Consider the following 15,574-nt stretch of genomic DNA (forward strand, 5'->3'; position numbering starts at 1 on the left):
CAGCCGGTCCGCGGCGGCCCGCCGGTCCCCGTCGGTCAGCGACCGGTCCAGGGCGGCCGAGAGCGCGGCGAGCGTCGCCCGCGGGTCGGCCACCAGGCCGAGCGTCACCGGGTGGTTCTTGGCGATCTCGTAGGCGTCCAGGTCGACGTGCACGATCCGGGCGTCGTCCCGGAACGGGGACGCCAGGTCGGGGAAGACCTCGGGGAACAGGTAGGTGCCGACCACCAGCACCGCGTCCGCCTCCGCGACGGCGGCCCGGCTGACCGCGCCGAACATGTGCCCGAGCTGGCCGCGGAAGAGGGGATGCGCGGCGTCGATGCCCACCTCGGAGTAGTCCACGCCCCACACGTCCGCGCCGAGCAGCTCGGCGACCCGGGCCAGCTCCGCCTGGGCGCCCGAGGCGACCACCCCGTCACCGATCAGGATCAGCGGCCGCCGGGCGCCGGCCAGCAGGCCCGCCGCCTGCTCCACCAGCTCCGGCACCGGCACGACGGCCGTGCCGAGCCGCGTGCTCGGCACGACCGGCTCGTCGTTGGGCCGGTCGAGCACGTCGAGCGGGAGGGCCACGAAGACCGGGCCGCGGGGCGGCGTCATCGCGATCTTCACCGCCCGGCGCAGCACCCGCAGCACCGACGACGGGTCCGTCACCCGGGTGGCGTACTTGGTGACCGGTTCCGCCATCGCGACGAGGTCGGCGGCCATCTGCGCGTCCATCGCCTCGTAGCGCACCCCGGCCTCGCCGGCCACCACCACCAGCGGCGAGTGACCGCGCATGGCCTGGTACATCATCCCGACGCCGTTGCCCAGGCCCACCCCGCTGTGCAGCTGGACCAGGGCGGGACCGCCGGTGGCCCGGGCGTAGCCGTCGGCGATGCCCACCGCCACGGCCTCCTGCAGCGCCAGCACGTAGTGGAAGCCGTCGTAGTCCTCCAGGGCGTCCAGGAAGCCCTGCTCGACGGTGCCCGGATTGCCGAACATGTGGGTGATGCCGTCGGCCAGGAACTGCTCGATGATCGCGTGGTTGCCGTCTCTGGTCACGGCGCGCCTCACCAGCCGTACCGGCGCAGGCCGGACTCGAGCACCTCGACCAGCTTCTCCCCGGTCAGGAAGGAGTCCGGCGTCGACCGTCCGGTGACGAACGGGTAGTCGACGATGACCGAGGTCCCCTTCCCGAAGTTGCCGTGGTAGGCGCCGTCGGGACCGGTGGCGTCGCGCAGGATGTACTCCAGCGGGTACGGCGGCGGCCCCATGTTGAAGTCGGTGCCCAGGAAGCCGGTGCCGTCCGTGTAGTCGTACTCCTTGCAGTGCCCGGTGACGTGCTTGCCCCAGATGATGCTGCGGCGGTCCTCCCAGTCCCGGGCGAAGGCCAGGCAGGCCACGCCGTAGCACTCCGCGGCGATCGGCTTGCCCGCCCGCAGGAAGGCGAGGACCAGCGCGTGCACCCGCTCGTTGTTGCCCAGGTCGGCGATGGGGCCGCTGCCGCCCACGATCAGCAGCGCGTCGTAGCGGGCCAGGCCGGACTCGGCCGCGGCGAGTTCCTCGTGGTAGGCCTCCAGCCTGCGCAGGTAGTCGGGCTCGCTGGTGAACGGCCGCGCCGGGATCAGGGCCGACAGGTCGATCGGGTCGTCCAGCCGGGTGGACTCGTCGAGCTCGCGCGCCAGCTTGGCCACCTCCGGCGTGGTGACGGTGCGGCCGAGCGGCGGGTCGACGTAGTCGGGGTCGACGCTGGGCGGCAGCACGTGCGGGCGCTTCCCCGTCGGGGTGGCGAAGGCCGTCTCGTAGCCGCGCCGGTCGAAGTGGGTGAGCGGCCCCAGCAGCTCCTCACCCCAGTAGCCGTGCTCGGACAGGATCACCAGTACTCGTCTGGACATAGCTCCTCCGTCGTCGGATGGCGGGAGATCAGCGGGCATCGGGGCCGATGATCCAGTTCTCGGTCGCGGTCAGGGAGAAGACGTGCGCGGGGTCGGCGACCGCCTCCAGCGCGGGCCGGACCCTCTCCTCGAAGTACGGCGACGCCAGTGCGGCGCGCAGCGCTTCGACGTCGTCGAACCAGATCTGCTCGACGCTGTCGAAGCTCGCCTCGCCGAAGGTGTAGAAGCCGTCGCGGGTGTGGGCGTGCAGGTGCCGGCGGAGCCCGGGCAGCCCGCTGACCAGGGGCGCGTAGGTGTCGAGGGTCCGCCGGCGGTGCTCGTCGAGGGTGGTCCCCGGCTTCCGCTTGATGAGGGTCGTCATCTTCACCCACCCCGGCCGGCCTCGGCGGGCGGGGGACCCGCCACGATCTCGTGGGCCTCGGTGTCGAGCACGATGGTCAGCCAGAACGCCGCCCAGTTCGGCTCGTCGCGGCGGGCTCCCTGCAGGAACTCCTCGGTCTGCAGGGAGGCCAGCTGCTCCTCGTCGTTCTCCAGCCAGATCTCCGCGATGCCCTGGTGCGGCAGGGCCGGCCGGCCGCGGTCGGCGTCGAACGGGACGCGGGAGTCGATCAGGTAGCGCCGGATCTGGGGGATCCTCGCGGCGAACTTCACCGCGTGCACGTTCGTCCAGTAGTCCTGGAACTCGGCGGCGGTCATGCCGGGCTTCGGCGCGGCCAGGATGAACTGATGGATCATGAGGGCTCCTGTGTCTGCAGGTCCTGCTTGATGAAGTCGGCCGCACGCTCACCGATCATCACGACGGTGGTGTGCGGGTGGGCGGAGACGATCGACGGCATGATGGAGGCGTCGGCCACGCGGAGCCCTTCGACGCCGTGCACCCGCAGGCGGGCGTCCACGACGGACAGGCTGTCGAGGCCCATCTTGCAGGAGCCCGCGTAGTGGTGGTATGAGCCGGTGTTGTGCACCACCCAGTCCTCCAGCTCGGCGCGGGTGCGCACCTGCGGCCCCGGGGCGACCTCGGTCATCCCCCAGTTCTCGGTGAACGCCTTGGTCCGCAGCACGTCCCGGGCGATCTCCGTGAGATCGGCGGCCCGGACGAGGTCGGCCCGCTCGCCGTAGAAATTCGGGTTGACCCGCGGGCGCGCGGTCGGGTCGGCGCCGCCCAGCCGGACCCAGCCGCGGGACAGGGGGCGGACGATGCCGGGGAGCATGATGACCAGGTGCGGGTCCACGTCGTCCTGCTCGGCCACCGCGGTGGTCCGCCCCGTGGCCTTCCACTGCGCGAGCTTGGCGATGAGCTTCTCGCCCCAGGGCGCGCGGGGCAGGAACCACAGCTCCATGTCCGCCACGGGCAGACCCGGCTGCGACCCCCAGTAGAGGACGGACTCGTTGATCATGCCCTCGTCGGGGCCCGGCCGGTCCAGGTACCCGGTGGGGCCGATGACCAGCGGATGGTTGTGGTAGTTCTCCCCCACCCCCGGCAGGTCCGCGACGACCGGGATGTCGAACTCCCGCAGCTGGGCGGGGTCGCCGATCCCCGACAGCAGCAGCAGCTTCGGCGACTCCATCGCGCCGGCGCTGACCACCACCTCCTGGGCGGCCCGCACGGTCCGCACCGCACCGTCCTTGACGTACTCGACGCCCGTGCAGCGCCTGCCCTCGAACAGCAGCCGCGTGGCCGTGGCCTCGGACACCACCGTCAGGTTCGGGCGGGCGGCGGCCGGCTCGTAGTAGCCGGTGCGCACGCCGTTCCGCTCGCCGTCCCTGAGGTCCAGGTGGTGCCAGCCCACGCCGAAGTCCTCGGCGTTGAAGTCGGCCACCTGCGGGTAGCCCAGCTCCACGCAGGCGTCGATGAACGCCTGGGAGAGCTCGTTGCCGCTCTGCCCCCCGCTCACCACGTTGATCGGGCCGCCGCGGCCGGCGGTGGGGTTGGTCCCGTCCTCCTGGTTCTCCAGCTTCTGCAGGTAGGGCAGCACGTCCCGGTGGGACCAGCCCGCGGCTCCCCCGTAGGCCCAGGAGTCGTAGTCCGCGGCCCTGCCCCGGTTGTGGATCATGTGGTAGATGTTCGAGCAGCCGCCCAGGCCCCGGCCCGAGGCCGAGTAGACCGTGTCCCCGTCGAGTCCCGGCTGCGGTTCGGTGAGGTAGGCCCAGTCCCAGTGGCTCAGGTTCGTCCGGGACCAGTACTCCGGGACCCGGATCAGCTCGTCGACCTCGGCGCTGCCGGCCTCCAGGACCAGTACGGTCACGTCGGGGATCTCGGTGAGCCTGGCGGCGATCACCAGGCCGGCGGTGCCGCCTCCGACGATGACGAAGTCGAACGCGTCAGGCATGTCGCCTCCTTGGGCGCGGTTGGCGTCAGAGCGGTTGGCGTCAGATGCGGTGCGCGTCCTCGGCGATCATGTCCGCCGCCTTCTCGGCGATCATGATCGTCGGCGCGTTGGTGTTGCCGGCGGTGATCGTCGGCATGATCGACGCGTCGACGACGCGCAGCCCCGTCACCCCGTGCACCGAGAGCCTGGGGTCGACGACGGCCTCGCCGTCACGGCCCATCCGGCAGGTGCCGACCGGGTGCCAGACCGTCGAGGCCGAGGCGCGGGCGTAGCCGGCCAGGTCGTCCGCGTCGGCGCCGGGGGCCAGTTCGCGGCCGCGGAAAGGGGCGAACGGCGCGGTCCCCACCAGTTCCCTGGCGATCTCGATCCCCCGGACGAGCACGTCCAGGTCGGCCTGCCGGTCCAGGTAGCGGGGATCGACCACGGGCAGGTCGCCGGGGTCGGCCGAGCGCAGGGTGACCGTCCCCCGGCTCTGCGGCCGGGCGAGGATCGGCGCGAAGGTGAACCCCGGCCGGTCGGTCCGGTAGCGCTCGTCCACGAACTGCACGGGGCCGAAGAAGAACTGCAGGTCGGGAGAGTCCTCCTCGCCCGGGGGCCGCGTGTGCAGGAACACCCCGGCCTCGGCGAGCAGCTCGGGGAAGGCGAGCTCACGCGGGCTCTCGTAGGCGACACCGAACAGCAGGTGGTCCTGGAGGCCGGCGCCCACGCCCGGCAGGTCCGCCAGGGGGGCGATGCCGTGCTCGCGCAGATGGCCGGCCGGTCCCAGGCCGGAGAGCATCAGCAGCGCGGGCGAGGCGAGCGCCCCGCAGGAGACGATCACCTCCGCCGCCGCCCTGACCCGGTGCACCCGCGAACCGGTCGTGTACTCGACCCCGACCGCCCTCGTGCCCTCGAACAGGACGCGGGTGGCCCGCGCCCGGGTCGCCACGGTCAGGTTCCGGTGCCCCAGCACCGGGTGGAGGAAGCCGACCGCGGTGCTGGCCCGCCTGTTGTCCTTGCTCCGGGTCGACTGGTAGTAGAACCCGACGCCCTCCTGCCGGGCGCCGTTGTAGTCGACGCCCCCCGCGACCCGGTCCGCGCCCGTCCGGCCGCTCCACTCCTCCACGGCCGCGACGAACGCCATGGACACCTCGGAGGGGCGGCCGTAGCGCACGACGGAGAGCGGCCCGCCCGCCCCCCGGTACTCCGACTCGCCGTCCTCGAAGTCCTCCGACCGCTTGAAGTACGGCAGGACCTCCTCGTAGCCCCAGCCCTCGTTGCCCATCCGGCTCCAGCGGTCGTAGTCCCGCCGGTTCCCCCGGACGTACATCATGGCGTTGATCGACGTGCCGCCGCCGACGATCCGGCCCTGCGGGATGTCGACCCGCCTGCCGCCCAGACCCGGCTGGGGGACCGTCCGGTATCCCCAGCTGAAGTCCTCCGCGCCCCACATCGAGGTCATCGACGGGATGGCGGTGTCGTGCACCGACGGCGCGTCGTCCGGCCCCCCGGCCTCGAGCAGCAGGACGCGGCAGTCGAGGCTCTCCAGGAGCCGCCTGGCCACGACGCATCCGGCCGCGCCCGCGCCGACGACGACGTAGTCGTAGTCGGCGCCGTAGCCGTGGGACCCCATCAGGAGCCCTCCGGCAGCAGGTCCGCCTCCTGCAGCCCCGGGACGAGGTCGACGACCAGGTACTCGAGGTAGTACCTGCCCCACATCGTCTGCCAGAGCGGGAAGGTGCCATCGAACGGCTCACCGCGCCTCTCCGCCAGGCGCCGTTCGAGGTCCCAGACGAGGGTGTCGAAGTCCGCCTCCGCGAACGGCAGGCCGAAGCCGGCCGCGGCCGCCATGACCTCGTCCTTGCCTCGCGTCTTGAGCGTCTCCAGCAGGTCCGGCCGCACCGCGACGGTCCTGAGGAACTCGATCACGTTGGCCTCGCTCACCGGTTCCCCTCCTCGACCAGGCGGTGCAGTTCGTCGTCGCTGTAGCGGGAGACGACGTGGTCGATGAGGTAGTCCAGGTGGAGGCGGCCCCACATGGCCCTCCACAGGCTGCTCCCGCCGTCCACCGCCTCGCCGTCCTTGTCGGCGATGACGCCGATCTCCAGCTTCGAGACGACCGCGGAGACGTCGTCGCCGTCGAAGTCGAATCCTTCGTTCTTCGCGTGGAAAAGCAGCTGAGCCAAATTCCTGCCGCTATTGGCGGCACGCATCCCGGGTTTCTCCCTGACCTCCAGGAGAAATTGGAGAAAGCTCTTCTGAGACATTTTCCTCCCCCACTAGACGAGTCGGCCGGCATTCACCGGAATGCCTTTCCGAAGATCCCCCGGAATGCGATACAGCGTCAACGGAGAATGTCCTACTTCTGGAACTCGCGATTAGGGGTGACGTACTGAGTCAAGTCCGGTTCCATAGGGGTGAATGACCGGGACCCTCCGTGACGATCAGGGGTGGCGTAGGGGTGAGCACACGGAACGCTCCGTGACGGGAGGAAAGAAAAAACCGGGCTCCCGATCGGAGCCCGGGCCGTACGGGGCCGCGGAGCCTCAGCCTCCGGACACCGGCGACTCGCAGCCGGCTCCGCCGTCGATCGGCAGCCTGACCTGGAAGCGGGTGTCCCCCGGCCTGGAGCGGACCACGATCGACCCGCGATGGCGCTGCGTGACGATCCGGTGGGTCAGGTGGAGTCCCAGGCCGGTGCCCACCCCGATGTCCTTGGTGGTGAAGAAGGGCTCGAACAGCCGCGGCAGGATCTCGGCGGGCACCCCGGGGCCGTCGTCGGCGACCTCGACGAGGACACAGGCGCCCTCGCGCCGCACGGTGATCACGAGTTCGCCCCGGCCGTCCAGCGCGTCGGCCGCGTTGTCGATCAGGTTCGTCCACACCTGGTTGAGCTCACCGGGATAGCCCTGGATCGCCGGGACGTCGGGGGCGTGGCGCTGCACGACGGTGATCCCGGCCAGCTGCGGGCGGAGCATCGCGAGCGTCGTCTCGATGCCCAGGCGCACGTCGACCTCGCGCTCGGGCGCCCGGTCCAGGTTCGTGTACTCCTTGGTGTCCCTGACGATCCCCGAGATCCTCGTCCCCGCCTCCCGCACGTCCACGACGTACGAGCGCGTCTGCAGCATCGACGACAGGTAGCCCAACGCCTCGGGGAGGACCTCCGGACGCACCCGCCCGGCGAAGGACCCCAGCCACGACGCGTCCAGCCCGCGTTCGACCAGCAGCTCGGCGAGGACGGCGCCGTCCGGCAGCCCGTGGTCCTCCAGCCAGTCCTGCAGCTCCTCCTCGAACTCCCCGGCCTCGAGGATGTCCCAGCCGCTCGCGCCCCGGCGCCTGCTCTCCCACTCCCGCGCCGCCGCGCGCAGGGCGGCGCGCTCCTCCTCGTCCGCCGCGGCGCCCCAGGCCTCCGCCCGGGCCTGGAGCCCGCTCCAGGGCGTCGCCCAGCCCGCCGATCGCCCGGGTGACCGCGGCCACCGGGTTGTTCAGCTCGTGCGCGAGCCCCGCGGCCAGCGTGCCGAGGGCCGCCAGGGCGCTGCGCTGCCCGGCCCCGACCGTCATGTCCCGGACCCGCATCGCGAGCACCGGAAGGAGCGTCCGGCTCACCTCCGGCACGCGGGCCAGCATCTCCAGGAAGGCGTCCCGCTCGTACAGCCCGACCCGGGTGGCGCCGACCGACATGGCGGTGACGAGGTAGGCGTCGTCGGCGAGCACCGGCAGCTCGGCGGTGAAGGTGTGGGCCAGCGCCACCGTCCCGTCGTCGTACCGCTCGGCGTCGGGGCGGGTGGAGTGCCGGGTGAGGACCTCCTCCCTGCCGTCCACCACCTTCGTGATGAGCAGCTCGCCTTCGAGGAGCACCACGAAGAAGCGCGCCGGGGAGCCCTCGGTGAAGAGGGTCTCGCCGTCCGCCAGCTCCCTCGCCGTCCCGGCCGCCGACAGCCAGCCGTACTGCTCGTCGGTCAGCCCCGAGAAGAGCGGGTGCGCCCGCAGGTCCTCGATCAGCAGGGGCGAGTCGGTCATCCGTCGGCCTCTCACACGGGACGGGGCGGAACGCGCGGGGAGCGGCAGCCACCGTGCCAGCTCCGCGGGGAACCGGTCAACGCGGCGGGCCGTACTACGTCAGGTACGGCGGCGCGGCCCCGGCGACCTGACGAGGTCGCTCCCGCCGCGTTGACGGCCCGGCACCGTCCCTGGCTACGGTCGCGTTCCCGGTGCCGGGACCCCTCCCGGGACCGTCCGTGTTCCCGATGCCCGAACCTCCGGGGGAGATCCTGTGACACCACCCGCGACCGCCGTCCGGTCCAGCGGGGCCGCCCTCGCCCTGCTCGTCACCACGCAGTTCGTCCTGGTCCTGGACTCCACGATCGTCGGGGTCGCGCTGCCGTCCATCGCCCGGGACCTCGACCTCGCCCAGGAGGACCTGTCCTGGGTCAACAACGCCTACGTGCTGGTCTTCGGCGGCTTCCTCATGCTGGGCGGCAGGCTCGCCGACCTGGCCGGCCGCCGCCGGGTGTTCGTCGCCGGCCTGCTGCTGTTCACCCTGGCCTCCCTCGCCGGCGGGCTGGCCCCCACGCCCGGCGTGCTCATCGCCTGCCGCGCCGTCCAGGGGCTGGCCTCCGCGCTCGTCGCCCCCGCGGCGCTCTCCCTGCTGATGACGGTCTTCCCCGACGGCACACCGCAGGAGAAGGCCCGGCGGAACCGGGCGCTGGGGGTCTACGGGGCCGTCTCCGGCGCAGGCGGCGCCGCGGGCATGGTCCTGGGCGGGCTGCTCACCGACGGCTTCGGCTGGGAGGCGGTCTTCTACGTCAACGTCCCGATCGGGGTGGCCGGCGCGCTGCTCGCGCCCGTCCTGCTGCCCCCCGGCCGCGCCGGCGAGCGCGGCGGGGGCTTCGACCTCGCCGGCGCCACGACGGTCACCGCCGGACTGGCCCTGCTGGTGTACGTGCTGGTCGGGACGGAACGCAACGGCTGGGCGTCGGCGCAGACCCTCGGTCTGGGCGGTCTGGCGGTCGCGCTGCTGGCGGCGTTCGCCTGGATCGAGACCCGCAGCGGGCAGCCGCTGGTCCCGCTGGGGATCTTCCGCAGGCGCACCCTGCGCGGGGCGAACCTCGTGGGGGCGCTGATCCCGATGGGCGTGATCCCCTCGATCTTCTTCCTCACCCTCTACACCCAGCAGGTGCTCGGCTTCTCCCCCCTGGCGTCCGGGCTGGCCCTCGCCCCGCTGGCCCTGTCCGTCGTCCTCGCCGCCACCACCGTGGGCCGCTTCCTCGCCCGCCTGGGCCTGCGCCTGGCCACCGCCGCCGGCGCCTGCTGGTCACCTGCGGCCTGCTCTGGGCCTCCAGGATCTCCGGCGGGTCGTTCCTGCTCGAACAGCTCGGCCCGGAGATCCTCATCGGGCTCGGCGGCGGCACCGTCTGGGTCACCGCGACCGTCGCCGCGACCTCCGACGCCACCGAGCAGGAGGCGGGCCTCGCCTCGGGCCTGTTCAACACCTCCAACCAGATCGGCGCCGCGCTCGGCCTGGCCGTCCTGGCGGCCGTCGCGACCGCCGTCACCGGCGCGACCGTGAACCAGGCGACGCTCACCGAGGGGTACGGCACCGCGCTGCTCGGCGGCACCGCCTTCGCCGTCCTGGCCCTGCTGTCGGCCCTGCTCCTGCTGCCGGGCCGCGAGACGGCCGCCGGGGGCGGGGTTCCCGCACCCGAGGAGGTGCACGCCCGGTGAGGCGGGGAGGCGCACGATGGTAGAGGCGGTGGAGGCGCTGCGGACGCTCGCGCTGCCGGTGGGGGCCGTGGCGGTCGCCGCGGCGGCGCGCCGGTTCAACCTGTCCCCTCCGATCATGCTCGTCGTCGCGGGCCTGGTGGTCTCCTTCGTGCCGGGCCTGCCGGCGTACGAGATCGACCCGGGTTTCGTGCTCGCGGTCTTCCTCCCGCCGCTGCTGTACGCGGCCGCGCTGGAGAGCTCCTACCTGCGGCTGAAGGACAACGCCCTGCCGATCGTGCTGCTCTCGATCGGCCTGGTGCTGTTCACCACCGCGGTCGTCGGAGTCGTCGCCCACGCCCTCGTCCCCGGCCTGTCGCTGGCGGCGGGCCTGGTGCTGGGAGCCATCGTCGCGCCGCCCGACGCGGTCGCGGCGGTGGGCATCGCCCGGCGGCTGCGGCTGCCGCGCAGGGTCCTGACGATCCTGGTGGGCGAGAGCCTCTTCAACGACGCCACCGCCCTGACCCTCTTCGGCCTCGCGGTGACCGCGGCCCTGCCGGGCGCCGAGCCGACCTCCCTGCTCTCCGGGATCGTGAAGTTCGCCGTCGTCTCGGCGGGCGGGATCGCGCTGGGCCTGGTGCTCGGCCCCGTGCTCCGCCGGCTGCACCGGCGGCTGAACGACCCGCTGGTCGTGAGCGCGCTCTCGCTCCTGGTCCCCTTCACCGCCTACCTGCTGGCCGAGGCCGTACACGTGTCCGGAGTGCTCGCGGTCGTGGTGACCGGGCTCTACCTCGGCTACCGCTCCCCGGAGGAGAGCTTCACCACCCGGGTGCAGGGCACCGCCCTGTGGGCGATCGTCGGGTTCGCCCTCGAATCCGTGGTCTTCGCGCTGATCGGGCTGCAGCTGCGACCGATCCTGCAGTCCCTGTCGGGGGGGCCGGAGCTGATCGGCTACGCCGCGGTGGTCTTCCTGGTCGTGGTCGCGACGCGCCTGCTGTGGGTTCCGGCCACGCACCTGCCCGCGTGGCTGTCCAGGCGCCGCGGCGAGACGGACACCCCGTGGCAGGGCATCACCATCGTGTCGTGGGCGGGGATGCGGGGGGTGGTCTCGCTCGCCGCCGCCTTCGGCGTCTCCGAGAGCCTGCAGTCCCGGAACATGATCCTGTTCCTCACCTTCAGCGTGGTGCTCGGCACGCTGCTCGTCCAGGGGGTGACCTTCCCCCTGCTCATCCGCCGGCTCAAGATCGGAACCCGGGACGAGGAGGAGCGCGACGTGCTCGACCACGCCATGGCGCAGCAGGAGGCCGGACAGGCCGCCCTGCGCCATCTGGAGAGCCTGGTCGCGGCCGCCGGGCCCGGCGCCCCGCCGGCGGACCTCGTGGAGCGGCTGCGCCGGTCGGCGGAGGAACGCCAGCACCGGGCGTGGGAGGGGCTGCGGAACGGCGCCGGCCCGGACGGGGGCGCCGAGACCCCCAGTACGGCCTTCCGGCGGTTGCGCACAGAGATGATGAACGTCGAACGAGGGGTGTTCGCACGCCTGCGCGACGAGCGGCGCATCGACGACGAGGTGTTCCGGAAGGCGATGCACGCGCTCGACCACGAGGAGGCGATGCTCACTCCTCCCCCGCCCCCGTGACGGACCCTGCGGCGGACTCAGTCAGGTCCGCTCCCGATCCGCACGACTAAATCAGGTACAGCCTGTCGAACGCCCCATGCTGCCTAGGCTGGGGCCGAACGGAGGTCACAGATGAAGGAATGCACGCACACCGACCAGATCCGCGTGACGGAGCCATCCGCCGCCGGATGCGAGGAATGCCTCGCGATCGGCAGCATCTGGGTTCATCTTCGCAAATGCCTTTCCTGCGGCCACGTCGGTTGCTGCGACTCCTCCCGCAACCGTCACGCGACCAAGCACTACCGCTCCACCGGCCACCCCATCGCGGGGTCGTTCGAGCCCGGCGAGACCTGGGCCTGGTGCTACGCGGACGAGGTGGTGCTCGAAGGAGTGTGAGGCCGTCCGCGCCCGATGAGTCCGGTTCTGGAGGAGATGTGAGATGAACGAGGCGAATCCCGAGAGCGGCAAGCCGGTGATCCTCGCCGTGGACGACGACCCCCAGGTGCTCCGCGCGGTCCGCCGCGATCTCCGTAGCGTCTACTCCGACCGCTACCGGGTGCTCGGCGCCCCCTCCGCCCGGGAGGCCCTGGAGATCCTCGACACGCTGGAGGAACGTGGCCACGACATGGCCCTGTTCCTGGTGGACCAGCGCATGCCGGAGATCACCGGGGTGCAGTTCCTGCTCGAGGCGGTGAGCAGGTTCCCCGACGCCAGACGGGTCCTGCTCACCGCGTACGCCGACACCGACGCGGCGATCACCGCGATCAACCGGGTACGGCTCGACCACTACCTGATGAAGCCGTGGGACCCGCCCCAGGAGCGCCTCTTCCCCGTACTCGACGACCTGCTCTCCGACTGGCTGGCGTCCTACCGCCCTCCCTACGGAGGCATCCGCATCGTCGGCAACCTCGTGTCCCCCACGACCCACGCGGTGCGCGACTTCCTCACCCGCAACGAGCGCCCGTTCCAGTTCCTCGACGTCGGAGTCGACCCGGAGGCCCTCACCCTGCTGGAGGGCCACGACGACGCCCGCCTGCCGCTCGTGCTGTTCCCCGAGGGGGACCGGCTGTCGGCTCCGACGAGCGCCGAGCTGGCCGACCGCCTCGGCCTCGCCACCAGCGCGTCCCGGCCCCACTACGAGGCCGTCGTCATCGGCGCCGGACCGACCGGCCTGGCCGCCGGCGTCTACGCGGCCTCGGAGGGCCTGTCGTCACTCCTGATCGACGCCGACGTGCCCGGCGGCCAGGCCGGAACCTCCAGCCTGATCGAGAACTACCTCGGGTTCCCCTCCGGTCTCTCCGGCGGCGACCTGGCCCGCCGGGCGGTGTCCCAGGCCCGCAGGTTCGGCGCCGAGCTGCTGTACCCCGTGGAAGTCGTGGGGCTGCGCAGGGCCGATCCGGCACGCATCATCACCCTCGCCGACGGCACCGAGATCAGCGCGGAGATGGTCCTGCTGGCGATGGGCGTCTCCTACAACCGCATCGACGTGCCCGGAGCCGACCGGTTCGCCGGGGCGGGCCTCTACTACGGCGCCGCCACCACCGAGAGCCAGTCCTGCATCTCGCAGCACGTCTACGTCATCGGCGGGGCCAACTCCGCGGGCCAGGCCGCGCTCCACTTCTCGAAGTACGCCGCGCGGATCACCATGCTGATACGGTCCTCCTCCCTGGAGGCGGGGATGTCGCAGTACCTCGTGGATGAGATCAACAGGACGCCCAACATCGACGTCCGCCTGCGGACCAGGGTCGTCGAGTTCTCCGGCGGCGACCAACTGGAGCGGATCACGCTCGTCGACGACGCCACGGGCACCTCGACGGAGGAGGACGCCAAGTTCGTCTTCACCTTCATCGGCGCCAGGCCGCGTACCGAATGGCTGGACGGAGCGGTCGAGCGAGACGAGCACGGCTTCGTGATCACCGGATCGGATCTGGCCATGGGCGGCAAGATGCCGGCGTCCTGGGACGTCGATCGGCAACCGCTCCCCCTGGAGACCAGCGTGCCCGGTGTCTTCGCAGCCGGCGACGTGCGGTCACGCTCGATCAAGCGCGTGGCGTCGGGCGTGGGGGAAGGCGCCATGGCCGTGGCCCTGATGCACCGTTATCGCGCAATGGCATGACCGGAAACCGATTAAAATGCGCGACGGACGCCTCCACCGGCGAAACGATTCCAATTAAATAATCTTGTGCCATACCGGGGAAACCCCAATAATATCCCCATGGCGTATCCGTTCAGGGAATCGGCGCCGGTCCTCTCGGAGAGAGGTGGAACCGGCGCCGATTTCCGTTCCGTGGATTCAACCGGAGACCACGGCCGACCCCTCCGGGAAGAACCGGCGCGACCGGTCCGCCGGGGTCAGGCCGGGAAGGGCCACCCGCCAGAAGTTCGTTATCCGGTCCTCCAGGTCGCCGCGGCCGCTCATGACCTGGGAAACGAGCTGCAGGCCGCTGACCGTTCCGATGACCAGGCCCGATACGGCGTCCGGGTCAAGGTCCCGCCGGAGCTCTCCGGCCGTCTGCGCCTTCTCCAACAGGGCACGGAGCGTTTCCTGCCACATGGCGTACGTGGTGAACTCCCGAGGATTGTTGAAGGTGCCGTACTCGATCGCCAGGCGGACGCTCGCCCGAGTCATCACGTCTTCCTGGAGGCGCCGCGCGAAACCGTGGGTCGTATCGATGACGATCTGAAGCGGCGATCCCGTGTTGTCCGTCAGGTCGGTGGCGAGCATCTGGTCGGTCTGGACGACGGCCTTGGCGAGATCCTCCTTCGAGGTGAAGTGGAAATAGAGCGCACCCTTCGTCATGCCGGCCCGCTCGAAGATGAGAGCCATCGTCGCGGCGGCGTACCCGTACTCCTCGAAGACCTCCGCGGCGGCCTGCAGAATTCGCTGACGAGTGGCGACCGCCCGTGCTTGCTTAGCCAATTCGAGAACCCGAACTTTCGACCGCACCCGCAAGGGTGTATTCCTACGCTGAAAGCGTGAAGCTTTTTCGATTCAGGGATGACCGCGTAAAGCGGCAGCGATATCATATCAATACATGGCCCGGCAACTCCAATTCGAAAGGCCTGCACATGAGCGTGTTACATATGGCGTCAATGCAGGGGGCGGACGAGGACCCGCACCTCTTCGAGAGGACGGTACCCCGCAGACTCGTCCACCGCGCCGCGATCTCCGAGGTCATGCTCACCGACTGGCGGGCCGTCGACGGCGAGACCTTCCTGCTCGGTGCCCAGTGGCCCCGAACCCATCCGTTCTACACTCCCGCCAACGGCATGTACGACCCGCTGCTGCTGGCCGAGACGTTCCGGCAGGCGGGACTGCTGATCAGCCACGCGGAGTTCGGCGTCCCCTACGGCCACCAGTTCCTGATGCGAGATCTGTGGTACGAGGCGAATCCCGAAAGCCTGACCGTCGGTTCCCGTCCGTTGGACCTCATGCTCCGCTTCACCTGCCACGAAGTGCGCCGGAAGGGGGCAAGACTGGCGGGCATGCGATTCGAGGTCGATCTCTACCGGGACGACGAGCAGGTCGGCCGCGGCGGCAGTCGTTTCGACTGCGTCTCCCCCTCCGTCTACACCCGTCTCCGGGCCGGCTGCGTCCGCCCCGTCCCGGTGGACGTACGGCTTCCCGCCCCGGTCGCCCCGGCGCATGTCGGCCGCGACCGCGCCTCCGACGTCCTGCTCAGCCCGACCGCTCAGGACGACGTCTGGGAACTCCGAATCGACACCGGTCACCCCATCCTCTTCGACCATGAAGTCGATCATGTCCCGGGGATGGTCCTCATGGAGGCCATGCGGCAGGCGGCGCATCTCCTCTGCCGACCCGGGATGACCCTGCCCGTCAGAACCGATCTCGCCTTCCACCGCTACGTCGAGCTGGGTGACCAGTGCAGTCTCAGTGCCTTCGTCAAGGATCTCCTGCCCAACGGCGACGCGCTCATCAGGATGTCCATCGAACAGTACGGCAGCGCCGCGGTCACCGGCTCCGTCACCGCACGACCTTTGCACTGAGGTCTCGGCGAGAGCATCCCGGAAAACAGGAAAGGGCCGCCCCGAAGGGCGGCCCTCACCAAAAAGATTGT

General features: G+C 71.1%; 18 protein-coding genes and 1 pseudogene. 8 read left to right on the forward strand and 11 right to left on the reverse strand.

Annotation, left to right across the window (positions count from 1 at the left end):
* From ACWJ6R_RS14585 to ACWJ6R_RS14625, 9 genes are all read right to left on the reverse strand, one after another.
* On the reverse strand, positions 1-1,038 hold a 1,038-nt coding region (locus tag ACWJ6R_RS14585; RefSeq protein WP_449062735.1), incomplete at its 3' end, for a thiamine pyrophosphate-binding protein.
* A gap of 8 nt (positions 1,039-1,046) precedes the next feature.
* Positions 1,047-1,871: a type 1 glutamine amidotransferase domain-containing protein gene (locus ACWJ6R_RS14590; RefSeq protein ID WP_449062736.1), complete on the reverse strand. Its 825-nt coding sequence runs from the start codon at positions 1,869-1,871 to the stop codon at positions 1,047-1,049.
* Between the two features lie 28 nt (positions 1,872-1,899).
* Positions 1,900-2,232, reverse strand: a complete 333-nt coding sequence (locus ACWJ6R_RS14595; protein WP_449062737.1) for an EthD domain-containing protein — start codon at positions 2,230-2,232, stop codon at positions 1,900-1,902.
* A gap of 2 nt (positions 2,233-2,234) precedes the next feature.
* A complete protein-coding gene (locus ACWJ6R_RS14600; RefSeq protein ID WP_449062738.1) occupies positions 2,235-2,606 on the reverse strand; it encodes an EthD domain-containing protein in 372 nt (123 codons plus the stop codon).
* A complete protein-coding gene (locus ACWJ6R_RS14605; protein WP_449062739.1) occupies positions 2,603-4,201 on the reverse strand; it encodes a GMC family oxidoreductase in 1,599 nt (532 codons plus the stop codon). The genes ACWJ6R_RS14600 and ACWJ6R_RS14605 overlap by 4 nt, the downstream gene beginning before the upstream one ends.
* Positions 4,202-4,241: 40 nt before the next feature.
* Positions 4,242-5,813 carry a GMC family oxidoreductase gene (locus ACWJ6R_RS14610; RefSeq protein ID WP_449062740.1) on the reverse strand — a complete coding sequence of 524 codons (1,572 nt, stop codon included), beginning with the start codon at positions 5,811-5,813 and terminating at the stop codon, positions 4,242-4,244.
* Positions 5,813-6,124: a hypothetical protein gene (locus ACWJ6R_RS14615; protein ID WP_449062741.1), complete on the reverse strand. Its 312-nt coding sequence runs from the start codon at positions 6,122-6,124 to the stop codon at positions 5,813-5,815. The genes ACWJ6R_RS14610 and ACWJ6R_RS14615 overlap by 1 nt, the downstream gene beginning before the upstream one ends.
* Entirely contained in the window at positions 6,121-6,366 is a 246-nt protein-coding gene (locus ACWJ6R_RS14620) for a hypothetical protein (protein WP_449062742.1), read from the reverse strand. Before ACWJ6R_RS14620 ends, ACWJ6R_RS14615 begins: the two co-directional genes overlap by 4 nt.
* Before the next feature lie 360 nt (positions 6,367-6,726).
* Positions 6,727-7,353: a sensor histidine kinase gene (locus ACWJ6R_RS14625; protein WP_449062743.1), complete on the reverse strand. Its 627-nt coding sequence runs from the start codon at positions 7,351-7,353 to the stop codon at positions 6,727-6,729.
* 290 nt (positions 7,354-7,643) lie between these two features.
* Between ACWJ6R_RS14625 and ACWJ6R_RS14630 the strand changes: the two genes are divergently transcribed.
* Positions 7,644-7,877: a hypothetical protein gene (locus ACWJ6R_RS14630; protein WP_449062751.1), complete on the forward strand. Its 234-nt coding sequence runs from the start codon at positions 7,644-7,646 to the stop codon at positions 7,875-7,877.
* On the opposite strand, the pseudogene ACWJ6R_RS14635 reads toward ACWJ6R_RS14630, so the two are convergent.
* Positions 7,856-8,041: pseudogene (locus ACWJ6R_RS14635) on the reverse strand (hypothetical protein); the annotation flags it as partial. The gene ACWJ6R_RS14630 and the pseudogene ACWJ6R_RS14635 overlap by 22 nt on opposite strands.
* Between ACWJ6R_RS14635 and ACWJ6R_RS14640 the strand changes: the two are divergent.
* The 6 genes from ACWJ6R_RS14640 (at position 7,977) to ACWJ6R_RS14665 (ending at position 13,611) form a co-directional block, all read left to right on the forward strand.
* Complete coding sequence (locus ACWJ6R_RS14640) at positions 7,977-8,354, forward strand: hypothetical protein (RefSeq protein WP_449062752.1); 378 nt, start codon at positions 7,977-7,979, stop codon at positions 8,352-8,354. The pseudogene ACWJ6R_RS14635 and the gene ACWJ6R_RS14640 sit on opposite strands and share 65 nt — an antisense overlap.
* A 99-nt stretch (positions 8,355-8,453) precedes the next feature.
* On the forward strand, positions 8,454-9,749 hold the full coding sequence (locus ACWJ6R_RS14645; protein WP_449062744.1) for an MFS transporter: 1,296 nt from the start codon (positions 8,454-8,456) through the stop codon (positions 9,747-9,749).
* Entirely contained in the window at positions 9,746-9,904 is a 159-nt protein-coding gene (locus ACWJ6R_RS14650) for a hypothetical protein (protein ID WP_449062745.1), read from the forward strand. The genes ACWJ6R_RS14645 and ACWJ6R_RS14650 overlap by 4 nt, the downstream gene beginning before the upstream one ends.
* 16 nt (positions 9,905-9,920) lie before the next feature.
* A complete protein-coding gene (locus ACWJ6R_RS14655; RefSeq protein ID WP_449062746.1) occupies positions 9,921-11,516 on the forward strand; it encodes a Na+/H+ antiporter in 1,596 nt (531 codons plus the stop codon).
* 111 nt (positions 11,517-11,627) lie between these two features.
* Complete coding sequence (locus ACWJ6R_RS14660; protein ID WP_449062747.1) at positions 11,628-11,891, forward strand: UBP-type zinc finger domain-containing protein; 264 nt, start codon at positions 11,628-11,630, stop codon at positions 11,889-11,891.
* Between the two features lie 43 nt (positions 11,892-11,934).
* A complete protein-coding gene (locus tag ACWJ6R_RS14665) occupies positions 11,935-13,611 on the forward strand; it encodes an FAD-dependent oxidoreductase (RefSeq protein ID WP_449062748.1) in 1,677 nt (558 codons plus the stop codon).
* Between the two features lie 177 nt (positions 13,612-13,788).
* Here the strand turns inward: ACWJ6R_RS14665 and ACWJ6R_RS14670 are convergent, their stop codons facing one another.
* Entirely contained in the window at positions 13,789-14,442 is a 654-nt protein-coding gene (locus tag ACWJ6R_RS14670) for a ScbR family autoregulator-binding transcription factor (RefSeq protein ID WP_449062750.1), read from the reverse strand.
* Between the two features lie 137 nt (positions 14,443-14,579).
* Between ACWJ6R_RS14670 and ACWJ6R_RS14675 the strand changes: the two genes are divergently transcribed.
* Entirely contained in the window at positions 14,580-15,503 is a 924-nt protein-coding gene (locus ACWJ6R_RS14675; protein WP_449062749.1) for a ScbA/BarX family gamma-butyrolactone biosynthesis protein, read from the forward strand.
* The last annotated feature ends 71 nt before the right edge of the window (positions 15,504-15,574 follow it).

Source organism: Planomonospora algeriensis (assembly GCF_977012225.1).